Origin of the sequence: Serratia sp. PGPR-27 (assembly GCF_022678525.1) — a bacterium.
Classification (GTDB): Bacteria; Pseudomonadota; Gammaproteobacteria; order Enterobacterales; family Enterobacteriaceae; genus Serratia; species Serratia nematodiphila.
The window spans coordinates 16503-31015 of the sequence record NZ_JALBYS010000051.1 but is presented as its reverse complement, the minus strand read 5'-3'; the positions used below and the strand labels follow the sequence as shown (position 1 = coordinate 31015).

General features: G+C 61.8%; 15 protein-coding genes and 1 riboswitch. Of the genes, 9 read left to right on the top strand and 6 right to left on the bottom strand.

What is annotated here, in order from left to right; translation table 11 throughout:
• Positions 1-434 precede the first annotated feature (434 nt).
• Both purH and purD read left to right on the top strand, forming a co-directional pair.
• Positions 435-2024, top strand: a complete 1590-nt coding sequence (purH, locus tag MMS95_RS21775) for a bifunctional phosphoribosylaminoimidazolecarboxamide formyltransferase/IMP cyclohydrolase (RefSeq protein WP_033631541.1) — start codon at positions 435-437, stop codon at positions 2022-2024.
• Positions 2025-2072: 48 nt separating this feature from the next.
• A complete protein-coding gene (gene purD, locus MMS95_RS21770; protein WP_033631540.1) occupies positions 2073-3356 on the top strand; it encodes a phosphoribosylamine--glycine ligase in 1284 nt (427 codons plus the stop codon).
• A 49-nt stretch (positions 3357-3405) separates the two neighbouring features.
• Here purD and MMS95_RS21765 read toward each other — a convergent pair whose 3' ends face one another.
• The 6 genes from MMS95_RS21765 to nudC form a co-directional block, all read right to left on the bottom strand.
• Positions 3406-4077 carry a DUF1481 domain-containing protein gene (locus tag MMS95_RS21765; protein WP_015376330.1) on the bottom strand — a complete coding sequence of 224 codons (672 nt, stop codon included), beginning with the start codon at positions 4075-4077 and terminating at the stop codon, positions 3406-3408.
• Positions 4078-4113: 36 nt separating this feature from the next.
• Complete coding sequence (gene hupA, locus MMS95_RS21760; RefSeq protein ID WP_004929874.1) at positions 4114-4386, bottom strand: nucleoid-associated protein HU-alpha; 273 nt, start codon at positions 4384-4386, stop codon at positions 4114-4116.
• Positions 4387-4575: 189 nt separating this feature from the next.
• Positions 4576-5166 carry a YjaG family protein gene (locus tag MMS95_RS21755; RefSeq protein WP_004929875.1) on the bottom strand — a complete coding sequence of 197 codons (591 nt, stop codon included), beginning with the start codon at positions 5164-5166 and terminating at the stop codon, positions 4576-4578.
• A 48-nt stretch (positions 5167-5214) separates the two neighbouring features.
• Positions 5215-5901, bottom strand: a complete 687-nt coding sequence (nfi, locus tag MMS95_RS21750) for a deoxyribonuclease V (protein WP_021505241.1) — start codon at positions 5899-5901, stop codon at positions 5215-5217.
• 9 nt (positions 5902-5910) lie between these two features.
• On the bottom strand, positions 5911-6975 hold the full coding sequence (hemE, locus tag MMS95_RS21745; RefSeq protein ID WP_004929877.1) for a uroporphyrinogen decarboxylase: 1065 nt from the start codon (positions 6973-6975) through the stop codon (positions 5911-5913).
• Between the two features lie 38 nt (positions 6976-7013).
• Positions 7014-7781, bottom strand: coding sequence for an NAD(+) diphosphatase (nudC, locus tag MMS95_RS21740; RefSeq protein WP_031300328.1), 768 nt, complete (start codon positions 7779-7781; stop codon positions 7014-7016).
• 101 nt (positions 7782-7882) lie between these two features.
• Between nudC and MMS95_RS21735 the strand changes: the two genes are divergently transcribed.
• From MMS95_RS21735 to thiH, 7 genes are all read left to right on the top strand, one after another.
• Entirely contained in the window at positions 7883-8386 is a 504-nt protein-coding gene (locus MMS95_RS21735; protein ID WP_044030301.1) for an Rsd/AlgQ family anti-sigma factor, read from the top strand.
• Between the two features lie 39 nt (positions 8387-8425).
• Positions 8426-8550, top strand: a riboswitch (TPP riboswitch).
• A gap of 114 nt (positions 8551-8664) precedes the next feature.
• Entirely contained in the window at positions 8665-10608 is a 1944-nt protein-coding gene (thiC, locus tag MMS95_RS21730; protein WP_044030299.1) for a phosphomethylpyrimidine synthase ThiC, read from the top strand.
• Positions 10601-11251 carry a thiamine phosphate synthase gene (thiE, locus tag MMS95_RS21725; protein ID WP_242142266.1) on the top strand — a complete coding sequence of 217 codons (651 nt, stop codon included), beginning with the start codon at positions 10601-10603 and terminating at the stop codon, positions 11249-11251. Before thiC ends, thiE begins: the two co-directional genes overlap by 8 nt.
• Positions 11244-11993 (top strand): HesA/MoeB/ThiF family protein, encoded by a 750-nt coding sequence (locus MMS95_RS21720; RefSeq protein WP_015376324.1) that lies wholly within the window; start codon positions 11244-11246, stop codon positions 11991-11993. Before thiE ends, MMS95_RS21720 begins: the two co-directional genes overlap by 8 nt.
• The gene (gene thiS, locus MMS95_RS21715; RefSeq protein ID WP_015376323.1) at positions 11990-12190 is read left to right on the top strand and encodes a sulfur carrier protein ThiS; all 201 of its coding nucleotides are present in this window, start codon (positions 11990-11992) and stop codon (positions 12188-12190) included. Before MMS95_RS21720 ends, thiS begins: the two co-directional genes overlap by 4 nt.
• A 1-nt stretch (position 12191) precedes the next feature.
• On the top strand, positions 12192-12971 hold the full coding sequence (locus tag MMS95_RS21710; RefSeq protein WP_021505237.1) for a thiazole synthase: 780 nt from the start codon (positions 12192-12194) through the stop codon (positions 12969-12971).
• Positions 12971-14104, top strand: a complete 1134-nt coding sequence (thiH, locus tag MMS95_RS21705; RefSeq protein WP_118892549.1) for a 2-iminoacetate synthase ThiH — start codon at positions 12971-12973, stop codon at positions 14102-14104. The genes MMS95_RS21710 and thiH overlap by 1 nt, the downstream gene beginning before the upstream one ends.
• Positions 14105-14513: the final 409 nt, after the last annotated feature.

Genomic DNA, 14513 nt, shown 5'->3' with positions numbered 1-14513 from the left:
GTATATTACGCTTTCCTCTTTCAGAGTCAACCCTAATTTTCAGGATTTTTTCTCTGCGACCCCCGGATACTCTGTGAAGTTGTTCACATGTTCCGTGTCGATGGAGGCGCATTATAGGGAGTTCCTCGCAGGCCGCAACAGGTATTTTCAGCAAAAGCGATCGTTCGCTGCATTCCACAGCAAAACCCCGCCTTATACCCACTTGCGCACAGTGTTATCCACAGATGCGATTTGTACGGAAAATTTACGAGCGCCACGCAAACGTTTTCGCTACAATTCCCCGCGACGAAACGATCCCCCTTTTTATGGGGGCGTTACCTGAATATGTGCCTGACCCTCCCTTTATAAGGCAAAAAACTGCGCTTTATAGAGAGAACGAGGTGGACATTCACGTAACGCTCTTTAATTGCGACTCAAAGCCAAGGGATAAAACCATGCAACAACCTCGTCCAATCCGCCGGGCCCTGCTCAGCGTGTCTGACAAAACCGGTATCGTTGAATTCGCCGAAGCGCTTTCCCAGCGCGGCGTTGAACTGCTGTCCACCGGCGGCACCGCTCGTCTGCTGGCAGACGCCGGTCTGCCCGTTACCGAAGTTTCCGACTACACCGGCTTCCCGGAGATGATGGACGGACGAGTTAAGACCCTGCACCCGAAAGTCCACGGCGGCATTCTCGGCCGCCGCGGCCAGGACGACGCTGTCATGAATCAGCATGACATCAAGCCTATCGACATGGTGGTCGTCAATCTGTACCCATTCGCCCAAACCGTGGCGCGCCCGGATTGCTCGCTGGAGGATGCGGTCGAGAATATCGATATCGGCGGCCCGACCATGGTGCGCTCCGCCGCCAAGAACCATAAAGACGTCGCCATCGTGGTGAAGAGCAGCGACTACGCCGCCATCATTACCGAGATGGACAACAACGACGGTTCGCTGCGCTATGCCACCCGCTTCGATCTCGCCATCAAGGCCTTTGAACACACCGCCGCCTACGACAGCATGATCGCCAACTACTTCGGCGCGCTGGTGCCGGCGTATCACGGCGAGACCGAACAGCCGTCCGGCCGCTTCCCTCGCACCCTGAACCTCAACTACATCAAGAAGCAGGATATGCGCTACGGTGAAAACAGCCACCAGCAGGCCGCCTTCTATATAGAGGAAGAAGTAAAGGAAGCTTCTGTCGCGACCGCCGAACAGCTGCAGGGCAAAGCGCTGTCCTATAACAACATCGCCGATACCGACGCCGCGCTGGAATGCGTGAAAGAGTTCGACGAACCGGCCTGCGTGATCGTCAAACACGCCAACCCTTGCGGCGTGGCGATCGGCGACGACATTCTGGCCGCCTACGAGCGCGCTTACCAAACCGACCCGACCTCCGCCTTCGGCGGCATCATCGCCTTTAACCGCGAGCTGGACGCCGCCACCGCGCAGGCGATCATCAGCCGCCAGTTCGTGGAAGTGATCATCGCGCCAAACGTCACCCAGGAAGCGCGCTCCCTGCTGGCCGCCAAACAGAACGTGCGCGTGCTGGCCTGCGGCCAGTGGCAGCAACGCGTGGCGGGGCTGGATTTCAAACGTGTCAACGGCGGGCTGCTGGTGCAGGATCGCGATCTGGGCATGGTCACCGCCGCCGATCTGCGCGTGGTGTCAGAACGCCAACCGACCGAGCAGGAGTTGCGCGACGCGCTGTTCTGCTGGAAAGTGGCCAAGTTCGTGAAATCCAACGCCATCGTTTATGCGCGTGACAACATGACCATCGGCATAGGCGCCGGCCAGATGAGCCGCGTTTACTCCGCCAAGATCGCCGGCATCAAAGCGGGCGACGAAGGGCTGGAAGTGAAAGGCTCCGCCATGGCCTCCGACGCCTTCTTCCCGTTCCGCGACGGCATCGATGCCGCGGCGGCGGTTGGCATCACCTGCGTGATCCAGCCGGGCGGTTCGATCCGCGACGACGAAGTGATCGCCGCCGCCAACGAACACGGCATTGCGATGATCTTCACCGACATGCGTCACTTCCGCCATTAATTCCTTTTGCCGCGTGCGCTCCGGCGCACGCCATTCGTGGAGCTTCTGATGAACATTTTGATTATCGGCAACGGCGGGCGCGAACACGCGCTGGCCTGGAAAGCCGCCCAGTCTCCGCTGGCGGATAAAGTCTATGTTGCGCCGGGCAATGCCGGCACCGCGCTGGAAGCCAATCTGGAAAACGTGGCGATCGCCGCCACCGACATCCCCGCCCTGGTCGCTTTCGCCCAGAGCCATGACATCGGTCTGACCATCGTTGGGCCGGAAGCCCCGCTGGTGATCGGCGTGGTCGATGCCTTCCAGGCCGCCGGTCTGAAAATCTTCGGCCCGACGCAGGCCGCCGCGCAGCTCGAAGGCTCCAAAGCCTTCACCAAAGATTTCCTGGCGCGCCACCGCATCCCGACCGCCGAATATGAAAACTTCACCGAAGTGGAGCCGGCGCTGGCCTATGTGCGCCGCAAAGGCGCGCCGATCGTCATCAAGGCCGATGGCCTGGCGGCCGGTAAAGGCGTGATCGTCGCGATGACGCTGCAGGAAGCGGAAGAGGCGGTGCGCGACATGTTGGCCGGCAACGCCTTCGGCGACGCCGGCCATCGCATCGTGGTGGAAGAGTTCCTCGACGGCGAAGAAGCCAGCTTCATCGTGATGGTCGATGGCGAGAACGTGGTGCCGATGGCCACCAGCCAGGACCACAAACGCGTCGGCGACGGCGACACCGGCCCGAACACCGGCGGCATGGGCGCCTACTCCCCGGCGCCGGTCGTGACCGACGAAATCCACCAGCGCGCCATGGATCAGGTGATCTGGCCGACGGTGCGCGGCATGGCGGCGGAAGGCAATACCTACGTCGGCTTCCTGTATGCCGGCCTGATGATCTCCGCCGACGGCCAGCCGAAGGTGATCGAATTCAACTGCCGTTTTGGCGATCCGGAAACTCAGCCGATCATGCTGCGCCTGCGCTCCGATCTGGTGGAGCTGTGTCTGGCGGGCGCCGAAGGCCGTCTGAACGAGAAGAGTTCTGATTGGGACGAACGCCCTGCCCTTGGCGTGGTGCTGGCAGCCGGCGGTTATCCGGGTGACTATCGCAACGGCGAGGTTATCCAGGGGCTACCGCAGCAGGAAAGCGCCGACGGTAAGGTCTTCCACGCCGGCACACGCTTGCAGGGCGATGACGTCGTCACCAGCGGCGGCCGCGTGCTGTGCGTGACGGCGCTGGGCGATACCGTGGCGCAGGCGCAGCAACGCGCCTATCAGTTGGCGGAAGGCATTCAGTGGCCAGGCAGCTTCTGCCGCAAAGATATCGGTTATCGCGCGATTGCGCGCGGCAAATAATTTGACCTTTCATGATAATGACCAGAGGCTCCGCAGTGCGGGGCCTTTTTTATAGCTGGTCTTCTTTCGGTTCCCAGCTGCAGAAATCGTCGTTCGCCACCAGCAGCAGCTCGCTGCCTTCGGGCGCTTCCAGCCAGGCGACGCTCACCGGCCGGCTGCTGCTGCGGGCGCGTTTTTCGATCCAGGCGATGGCGGAGGCATCCAACCCGGGTTTTAAGCGCTGCCCGTCGCAGGTTTGCACCTCGCCCTGCATCCAACGCCCCTGCAGCAATTTGACCTTGCCGGCGCGCAGCGCATTGCTCACTTCGAGGATCCGTCGCGCCTGATATTGATACAGGGCGATTTCATCGCGGGTCAGCGGTTCGCGGCGTGTCGCCAGCTGGCGCTGCATAAAGCTCACCGTGCCATCGTCGGCAAAGCGCAGCTGAATGGAATCTCGATCGCCGTCGGCGTCGTTACGTTTGATTTGGCGCAGCACGTCGCCCTGATAGGTGTACAGCGTGGTAATGGTACCCGGGCCGCGGTAAGGGCTGTAAACGCTGACCAACACTTGCGGACGATGTTGCTCATCGTCTTTACGCCACAGACGTATCACGCCCTGATCGGCCACGAAGCCGCTGGCGGTAAAGCTGGGGATATCGGAATGGAAACTGCAGGCGCTCAGGCCGACGGCGATGCCAACGGCCATAAGCGCCCGACGAGTAAACAAAAGGGGCGCCATCGCCCCCCTGTTTAATCTTTTCACCGAGGCGCGGTCTTATTTAACGGCGTCTTTCAGTGCTTTGCCAGAAACGAACGCAGGCACGTTGGCTGCTGCGATTTTGATTTCTTTGCCAGTCTGTGGGTTGCGGCCAGTGCGCTCGCTACGATGGTTTACTTTGAAAGTACCGAAGCCAACCAATTGTACTGCATCACCTTCTTTCAGAGACTCAGTAATTGCAGCCAGGGTGGATTCCAGAGCCAGTTTAGCTTGTGCTTTGGAAAGGTCAGCCTTGTCCGCGATTACATCAATCAGTTGAGTCTTGTTCATAAGTTATCCTTACAGTGTGTTTATCGTTTGCAAAGCATCGAGTGCGACGGATATGCCGATTGACAGCACTCTCCTGCATACACGCACCGATAGCCACTTTTTTTACGCCCCCCAAATGTAGACCAGACAGGGTGCGGATGTGAAGCCTTAAGGCATGACAAATCAGGCGTTAAATCACGTTTTGTTGCCTTATTGCGCTAAATTTATCCCGATGTTGCTGACGCCCGCCTCCCGCAGGTCGGATCGCAGCCCCTTGATCAGGTCTATATCGCGCTCTTCACAGGCGTCCAACAGGCGGAAAATTTCCCATTGAATGTCCCATTCTTCCTCTACCGCAGGCAAACTTTCCAACTCTTCGTCGGTCATTTCCTTACCGGCTTGGGTCATTTCCAACATCGCCACGGTGCGAATCGATGTTTCACTGATGGCGATGGCGTGCTCCAACGTCTCCCCGCCGAGCCGCGAATGGATCAGTTCCCCTAATGCGATACAGGCATCAATTGCCGGGTAAACGCCGTAAAGATCGTAATCTTCCGCCGACGGAATCGCCTCTTCCAACTTCTCGAGCTGGCTGTCGAAGTTGACCTTGGCGTCCTTCACCACCAGCGTTTCCCACACCAAATCCAGAATGCGGCGATAAACCGCCGGATCGCCGAACTCGGTCTGTTTGCAGAACATCTGGTAATTCGGGTACATACGCTCGCACAAACTGGCCATAAAGGTCAAATGTTGCCAGCCCTCGAGCCGTTCCAGACGTAAATGAATCGGGTTACGTAGCATGCTTTACTCTCTTACGCGTTATCTGCGGCGCAGTGTACCCGAAATCGCTCATGGCGACACCTCCGGATGCTGCTGCAACCACCGCTGAAACGCCGGACGGCGCGAAGCGATGGCGTCGGCCCAACGGGTCGGCTCCGGCAAACGGTAGCCCGCCATGCAGCGCTGCACCCACGCCAGCGCGCTGTCGGCGCCCACGCGGTGACCGGTAGAGATGAACAGCGGGTTGCAACGCGCCTTGCTACGCCATACCCAGCCCAGCTGTTCTCCCTTATCTTCCAACGGCGACAGCGCGCCGACGGCAGCGTCCAGCGGCGCGAATTTGCCGCACAGGCGCTTCTTGGCCACGCCGATGGTCGGCACATCGACCAGCAGGCCGAAATGGCTGGCGACGCCGAGGCGCCGCGGATGTGAAACGCCGTGCCCATCGACGAAGATCAGCCCCGGTTTTTGCCGCAGCTGCCCCCAGGCGGCCAACAGCGCCGGGTATTCGCGAAACGACAGGAAACCCGGGATATAAGGCATGACGGTGGCGATGCGCGCCACCTGATACTCCACCAGCTCCAGCGACGGATAGCGCAGGATGGCGATGGCGGCGCGCGTCACCGCGCCCTCTTGCTCGAAGCCCACATCGGCGCCGGCGATGAACGCCGGCGGTTCGGCCGGCAGCTCGTCGTAGCGAATGACTTCAGCGGCGCGCCGCAGCTGTTCGGCGCGCAGAGCCGCCATATCGGTCACATCGGATCCTTAACGGTGGTATTTCGCCGACTGCGCGTGCACCGCCTCGACGAAGGCCCCGGCGTGCTCCGGCGGCACATCCTGATGGATGCCGTGGCCCAGGTTGAACACATGACCGTTGCCGTGGCCGAAACCGGCCAGAATGGTCTCCACTTCTTCCGCGATGCGCGCCGGAGAAGCATAAAGCATCGACGGATCCATATTGCCCTGCAGCGCCACTTTGTCGCCTACGCGACGGCGCGCGTCGGCGATGTCGGTGGTCCAGTCCAGCCCCAGCGCATCGCAGCCGGTGGCGGCCATCGCCTCCAGCCACTGCCCGCCGCCTTTGGTGAACAGCGTTACCGGCACGCGGCGGCCGTCGTTTTCACGCAGCAAGCCATCGACGATCTTGTGCATGTAGTGCAAAGAGAACTCGCGGTAATCGCGCCCGGTCAGCACGCCGCCCCAGGTGTCGAACACCATCACCGACTGCGCGCCGGCCTTGATCTGGGCATTGAGGTAAAGGATCACGCTGTCCGCCAGCTTGTCCAGCAACAGGTGCAACGTGGCCGGCTCGGCATACATCATCTTCTTCAGCTTGGTGAATGCCTTGCTGCTGCCGCCCTCAACCATATAGGTAGCCAGCGTCCACGGGCTGCCGGAGAAGCCGATCAGCGGCACTTCGCCCTTCAGCTCGCGGCGAATGGTGCGCACCGCGTTCATCACATAGCCCAGCTCCACTTCCGGATCGAACACCGGCAGTTTGTCGACGTCGGCGCGGCAGGTGACGGGGGAGCTGAAACGCGGGCCTTCGCCGGCTTCAAAGTACAGGCCGAGCCCCATGGCGTCGGGAATGGTGAGAATGTCGGAGAACAGGATGGCGGCGTCCAGCGCGTAGCGGCGCAGCGGCTGCAGCGTAACCTCGCAGGCCAGCTCCGCGTTCTTGCACAGCGACATAAAATCACCGGCCTGGGCGCGAGTCGCCTTATACTCCGGTAAATAACGACCGGCCTGGCGCATCATCCATACGGGGGTCACATCCACCGGCTGACGCAACAGCGCGCGCAGGTAACGATCGTTCTTCAACTCAGTCATTTATGGGGCTCCCTTAATAATCTGCCGGCCATTGTACATTATTCTGCCCGGCACAGCGCCACGGTGTCCTCAATCAAGCGGCGCGCCACGGTGCCGGGCGGCGGCAACAGCGGCAGTTGGTCGTAACGATACCAGCCGGCATTGAGCAGCTCCTTGGGATCGTGACGAATCTCACCCTGGTGGTAATCGGCCATAAAGGCCATCATCAGCGAGTGCGGAAACGGCCAGGGTTGTGACGTGACGTAGCGCAGGTTCTTGATTTCAATATTGCTCTCTTCCATCACTTCGCGCGCTACCGCTTGCTCCAGCGTTTCGCCCACTTCAACGAAACCGGCCAGCACCGTGTGAATGCCGCCGCGATGGCGCACGTGCTGCGCCAGCAGGATCTGATCGTCGCGCCGAATGGCGACGATCACGCAGGGCGCGATCTGCGGGTAGTAGCGCTCCTTGCAATGGCCGCACAGGCAGGCGCTTTCGGTGCGGCTGAGGTGCATCTCATGGCCGCAGTAGCCGCAATAGCGATGGGAGCGGTAGAAATCCGCCAGCTGCACGCCGCGCCCGGCCAGCTGGAACAGACCACGATCCTGATCCAACAACTGACGCACCGACCCCATCTCCCGCGGCATCGCCTGGCGCACCAGCCAGACCGGCGCGCCCTCCCACTCACCGATGACGCGCGCCATATGGCCCTGCAGGCCGAAGGCGGCGGCGTTCCCCGACGGCAATTCACCGTTCGGTAACCAAAGTTTGCTTTCATGGCTGACGATCCACCAGCCGTTTTCATTGCCCGTTAATGCAAGTTCCATATCGTTGTTGCACAACCTCAGCTTCACTGGCACTCTACAAATCGGCTTTGTTACATTTTAATAACTTACCGGTTACTTTTGTTACTTACACGGAGTCAAACATGCTCAACCGTTTGGAAAGGCTGACTCAGCGCGTTGGCGGTAGTAATGAATTAGTTGATCAATGGCTTCAGGCCCGCAAGCAGTTGCTGGTCGCCTACTGCACGCTGGTAGGCCTCAAACCGAATAAAGAAAAGCATACGCCGCTGAATGAAAAAGCGCTGGAGAACTTTTGCCATAACCTGGTGGATTACCTCTCCGCAGGGCATTTTCATATCTATGACAGAATTATCAAACAAGTGGAAGGCGCAGCCAGTCCGAAAATGTCACTGGCGGTGAACATCTACCCCAAGCTGTGGGCCAATACCGAACAGATCATGGCGTTCCACGATCGCTATACCGAAGTGGATATCGATCAGGAGATTTGTCTGGAATTCCACCAGGCCTTGTCGGATATCGGCGAAACGCTGGCGGCGCGCTTTGCGCTGGAAGATAAGCTGATCCTGCTGGAGGCGGAAGCCACGCAGCAACCGCTGCCGGACCAGGCGCTGGATCCGGCGCGTTAAAATTTTATAGTTTTTTTTCTTATCCCTCCTATACTGGGGGGCATCTTGTCGGAGTGCCTAGCGCCTGATTTGTTCATCAAATCAGCCAGGCTGAGACCGTTAATTCGGGATCCGCGGAACCTGATCGGGTTAATACCCGCGAAGGGAACAAGAGTAATCTATCGCCACAGACACGGCCTTCCCCTTGCGGGCGCCCTGCCTTATCGGCCACCATCATTACTCCCTCCGAGCTCCAGACAAGCAACTTTCCCAACCCAACACACTGGTAGGAACTTGCTATGTCTAACGTTAATCCACCGCGCGCCCGTAAAGCGCAACGCGAAGCCGCCCAGCAGTTTATCGACACCCTGCAAGGCATGGCTTTCCCAAACTCACGCCGCATCTACCTGCAGGGTTCGCGCCGCGATATCCAGGTGCCGATGCGCGAAATTCAGCTCAGCCCGACCCTGATCGGCGGCAGCAAAGATAGCCCGCAGTATGAACCCAACGAGGCGATCCCGGTGTATGACACCGCCGGCCCGTACGGCGATCCACAGGCCGAGCTCGACGTGCACGCGGGCCTGACCAAGCTGCGCGCCGGCTGGATCGACGCGCGCGGCGATACCGCCACCCTGAGCGGCGCCAGCTCCGGCTTCACCCAACAGCGGCTGGCGGACGAAGGCCTCGATCACCTGCGTTTCGAACACCTGCCGTTGCCGCGCAAAGCGCTGCCGGGCAAGTGCGTCACCCAGTTGCACTACGCCCGCGCCGGCATCGTCACCCCGGAGATGGAGTTCATCGCCATCCGCGAAAACATGGGGCGCGAGCGCATTCGCGGCGAGGTGCTGCGCCACCAGCATCCGGGCCAGGGCTGGGGCGCCAACCTGCCGGACAACATCACGCCGGAGTTCGTGCGCCAGGAAGTGGCCGCCGGCCGCGCTATCATTCCCGCCAATATCAACCACCCGGAGGCGGAGCCGATGATCATCGGCCGCAATTTCCTGGTTAAGGTGAACGCCAATATCGGCAACTCGGCGGTCACGTCGTCGATAGAAGAAGAAGTGGAGAAACTGGTATGGGCCACCCGCTGGGGCGCAGACACCGTGATGGATCTCTCCACCGGCCGCTATATTCACGAAACCCGCGAATGGATCCTGCGCAACAGCCCGGTACCCATCGGTACGGTGCCGATCTACCAGGCGCTGGAGAAGGTCAACGGCGTGGCGGAGAACCTCACCTGGGAGATGTTCCGCGATACGCTGCTGGAACAGGCGGAACAAGGGGTCGACTACTTCACCATCCACGCCGGCGTGCTGCTGCGCTACGTGCCGATGACCGCCAAACGCCTGACCGGCATCGTGTCGCGCGGCGGCTCGATCATGGCCAAATGGTGTCTGTCGCACCATCAGGAAAACTTCCTCTATCAGCACTTCCGTGAAATCTGCGAGATCTGCGCCGCCTACGATGTCTCGCTGTCGCTCGGCGACGGCCTGCGCCCCGGCTCAATTCAGGACGCCAACGACGAAGCCCAGTTCGCCGAACTGCATACGCTGGGCGAACTGACCAAAATCGCCTGGGAATACGACGTGCAGGTGATGATCGAGGGCCCAGGCCACGTGCCGATGCAGATGATCCGCCGCAACATGACCGAAGAGCTGGAACACTGCCACGAAGCGCCGTTCTACACCCTCGGCCCGCTGACCACCGATATCGCCCCGGGCTATGACCATTTCACCTCCGGCATCGGCGCGGCGATGATCGGCTGGTTCGGCTGCGCCATGCTGTGTTACGTCACGCCGAAAGAGCACCTCGGCCTGCCGAACAAAGAGGACGTCAAACAGGGCCTGATCACCTACAAGATCGCCGCTCACGCCGCCGATCTGGCCAAAGGCCATCCGGGCGCGCAGATCCGCGATAACGCCATGTCCAAGGCGCGTTTCGAATTCCGCTGGGAAGATCAGTTCAATCTGGCGCTCGATCCGGCCACCGCGCGCGCTTATCACGACGAAACCCTGCCGCAGGAATCCGGCAAGATCGCCCACTTCTGCTCGATGTGCGGGCCGAAATTCTGCTCGATGAAGATTTCACAAGAGGTGCGCGACTACGCCGCCGCCCAAGAGGCCGCCAAACCGATCGAGGTGCAGCTGACCGGCATGGAGAAAATGTCCGCCGAGTTCCGCGCCCGCGGCAGCGAGCTGTATCACAGCGCCGGCAATTTGCAGGAGGAGACCAGCAATGACTGATATCACTACCCCCTTCCCGGCAACGCCTCACAAACTGGGGCTTTACCCGGTCGTCGACAGCGTGGAATGGATCGCTCGCCTGCTGGAGGCCGGCGTCACCACCATCCAGCTGCGCATCAAGGACCTGCCGGATGAGCAGGTCGAAGAGGATATCGCTGCCGCCATCGCGCTGGGCCGGCGTTATCAGGCGCGGCTGTTCATCAACGACTACTGGCGGCTGGCGATCAAGCACGGCGCCTACGGCGTACATCTGGGCCAGGAAGATCTCGATACCACCGATCTGGCGGCCATTCACCGCGCCGGGCTGCGGCTGGGCGTGTCCACCCATGACGACGCCGAACTGGCGCGCGCGCTGGCGGTGAAACCGTCCTACATCGCGTTGGGGCACATCTTCCCCACTCAGACCAAAGACATGCCTTCGGCGCCACAGGGGCTGGCGGAGTTGAAACGCCACATCGCCGGTTTGGCGGATTACCCGACGGTGGCGATCGGCGGGATCAGTATCGATCGCGTGCCGGCGGTGCTGGCGTGCGGCGTCGGCAGCGTGGCGGTGGTCAGCGCCATCACCCAGGCGCCGGACTGGCGCGCGGCGACGGCCGAGCTGCTGCGGCTGATCGAAGGCGAGGATCCGAACGATGCTTAACGATCAGGAATTCCTGCGCTACAGCCGCCAGCTGCTGCTGGAGGACGTCGGCCCGGAAGGCCAGGAGAGACTCAAGCGCGCCACGGTGCTGATCGTCGGTTTAGGTGGGCTCGGTTCCCCGGCTTCGCTGTATCTGGCCGCCGCCGGCGTCGGCACGCTGCTGCTGGCCGACGACGACCAGCTGCACGTCACCAACCTGCAGCGGCAAATCCTCTACCGCAGCGCCGATACCGCCACCGGCAAGGCGGCGCTGGCGCAACGCCACCTGCAGGCGCTGAACCCGTTGGTGGAATCCATCCCGCTGGCGCAGCGGCTGCAAGGGCAAGCGCTGCGCGACGCGGTCGCCCGCGCCGATCTGGTGCTGGACTGCTGCGACAATATGGCGACCCGCCATGAGGTCAATGCCGCCTGCATCGCCGCCGCCAAGCCGCTGATCAGCGGCAGCGCGGTCGGCTTCAGCGGCCAGCTGCTGGTGCTCGAGCCGCCCTATGCGCACGGCTGCTACGCCTGCCTGTACCCGGAGCAGGAAGAGCCGCAGCGCAACTGCCGCACCGCCGGGGTACTCGGCCCGGTGGTGGGCGTGATCGGCACTCTGCAAGCGCTGGAGGCCATCAAGATGCTGGCCGGCATGCCTTCTTCCCTCAGCGGTAAACTGCGGCTGTTCGACGGCAAGCAGCAGAGCTGGAGCACGCTGCAACTGAGCCAGGCCCGTGCCTGCCCGGTATGCGGAGGCGCGGCATGAAGATCCGTTTAAACGACCAACCGCTGGAGCTGCCGCAGCCGCTCAGCGTCGCCGCCCTGCTGGCCCAGCTGGAACGCCACCAGCCGGGTACCGCGCTGGCGATCAACCAAACCATCATCCCGCGCGCCGACTGGGCCGACCATCAGGTGCAGGACGGTGACGACATTTTGCTGTTTCAAGCGATCGCCGGAGGCTGACATGCTGAAAATCGCCGATACCACTTTTACCTCGCGCCTGTTCACCGGCACCGGCAAGTTCGCCACCCCGGCGCTGATGTTGGAGGCGCTGGCGGCCTCCGGCTCACAGCTGGTGACCATGGCCATGAAGCGCGTCGATCTGCGCGGCGGCAACGACGCCATTTTGGCGCCGCTGCAACAGTTGGGCGTCAGGCTGTTGCCCAATACCTCCGGCGCCAAAACGGCCGCCGAAGCGGTATTCGCCGCCCGGCTGGCGCGTGAAGCGCTCGGCACCCACTGGGTGAAGCTGGAGATCCACCCCGATGTGAAATACCTGCTGCCGGATCCGATAGAAACGCTGAAGGCGGCGGAAACGCTGGTGAAAGACGGTTTTGTGGTGCTGCCCTACTGCGGCGCCGATCCGGTGCTGTGCAAACGGCTGGAAGAGGCGGGCTGCGCGGCGGTGATGCCGCTCGGCGCCCCTATCGGTTCCAACCGCGGTCTGCGCACCCGCGACTTCCTCGAGATCATCATCGAACAGGCCAAGGTGCCGGTGGTGGTCGACGCCGGCATCGGCGCGCCAAGCCACGCGCTGGAAGCGATGGAGCTGGGCGCCGACGCGGTGCTGGTGAACACCGCCATCGCCGTGGCGCGCGACCCGGTGCAAATGGCGCGGGCGTTTCGCCTGGCGCTGGAGGCCGGCGAATTGGCGCGCAGCGCCGGATTGGGCGCGAGCCAGCGCGGTGCGGTCGCCTCTAGCCCGCTGACCGCCTTCCTCAGCCAGCCAGAGGAGGCACAGTGATGGCCGACGATTTCAGTAGCCGCTGGCAACAGCTGGATTGGGACGACATTACGCTGCGCATCAACGGCAAAACCGCGCGCGACGTGGAACGCGCGTTGAACGCCGACAAGCTGACGCGCGACGACTTTATGGCGCTGATCTCCCCCGCCGCCGCGCCGTATCTGGAACCGCTGGCGCAGCGCGCGCAGCAGCTGACCCGTCAGCGATTCGGCAACGTCGTCAGCTTCTATGTGCCGCTGTATCTGTCCAACCTGTGCGCCAACGACTGCACCTACTGCGGCTTTTCGATGAGCAACCGCATCAAGCGCAAAACGCTGGATGCGGCGGAGATCGCCCGCGAGTGCGCAGCCATCCAGGCGCTGGGGTTCGAACATCTGTTGCTGGTCACCGGCGAGCATCAGACCAAGGTCGGCATGGACTATTTCCGCCAGCACATCCCGGCGATCCGCCGACACTTCAGCTCGCTGATGATGGAAGTGCAGCCGTTGGCGCAGGAGGAATACGCCGAACTGAAAACGCTGGGCCTGGACGGCGTGCTGGTGTACCAGGAAACCTACCATCCGGCCACCTATCTGCAGCATCACCTGCGCGGCCAGAAGCAGGATTTCCATTGGCGCTTGGCCACGCCGGATCGCCTGGGGCGCGCCGGGATCGACAAGATCGGCATCGGTGCGTTGATCGGCCTGTCCAACAGTTGGCGCACCGACTGCTACCTGCTGGCGGAACATCTGTTTTACCTGCAGCAAACCTACTGGCAGAGCCGCTACTCGATCTCGTTCCCGCGCCTGCGCCCCTGCGCCGGCGGCATTGAACCGGCGTCTATCATGAGCGAGCCTCAACTGGTGCAGCTGATCTGCGCCTTCCGGCTGTTCGCGCCGGACGTTGAGCTGTCGCTGTCTACGCGTGAGTCGCCGTACTTCCGCGATCATATGATCCCGGTGGCGATCAACAGCGTCAGCGCCGGATCCAAGACGCAGCCCGGCGGCTATGCCGATGACGTGCCGCCGGAGCTGGAACAGTTCGAACCGCACGACGGCCGCACGCCGCAGCAGGTCGCCGAGGCCATCAGCAACGCCGGGCTGCAGCCGGTGTGGAAAGACTGGGACGGTTATCTGGGACGCGGTGCGCAATAAGCGGCAACGTTTACCGCCGCGTGAAGAAAACGCTGGAGCGGCCGCGCAATGCCGAACGGTGGTGCTGGCGCCGACAAACGCGCCGATTATAGTGACGTTGCCGGCCGCCAAACCCGGCGCCGGCCGGGGCCGTCTCCCTCTCGATGGCCCCGCCTTATCCCATCCCGGATCGCGCCGGAGATTCTCTTGCGCGACTCCGGGCCCTCTCCGCAGCAACGCGCATATGGCGTATCGCGGCCTGTAAGGGTGTACGGGCAGGTGCCTTGTCGGCTAAAGGACTGTGGCATAACGGTGCTCGACACTCACTCAGCGGTGAGACTCATAGGACGCTGTTGCGGCAGAAAAGTGGGGAAAGAGGAAAAAAGAAGGTACAGAGCGACGAAGAGAGGTTCGAGTAGCCATCCCCGGT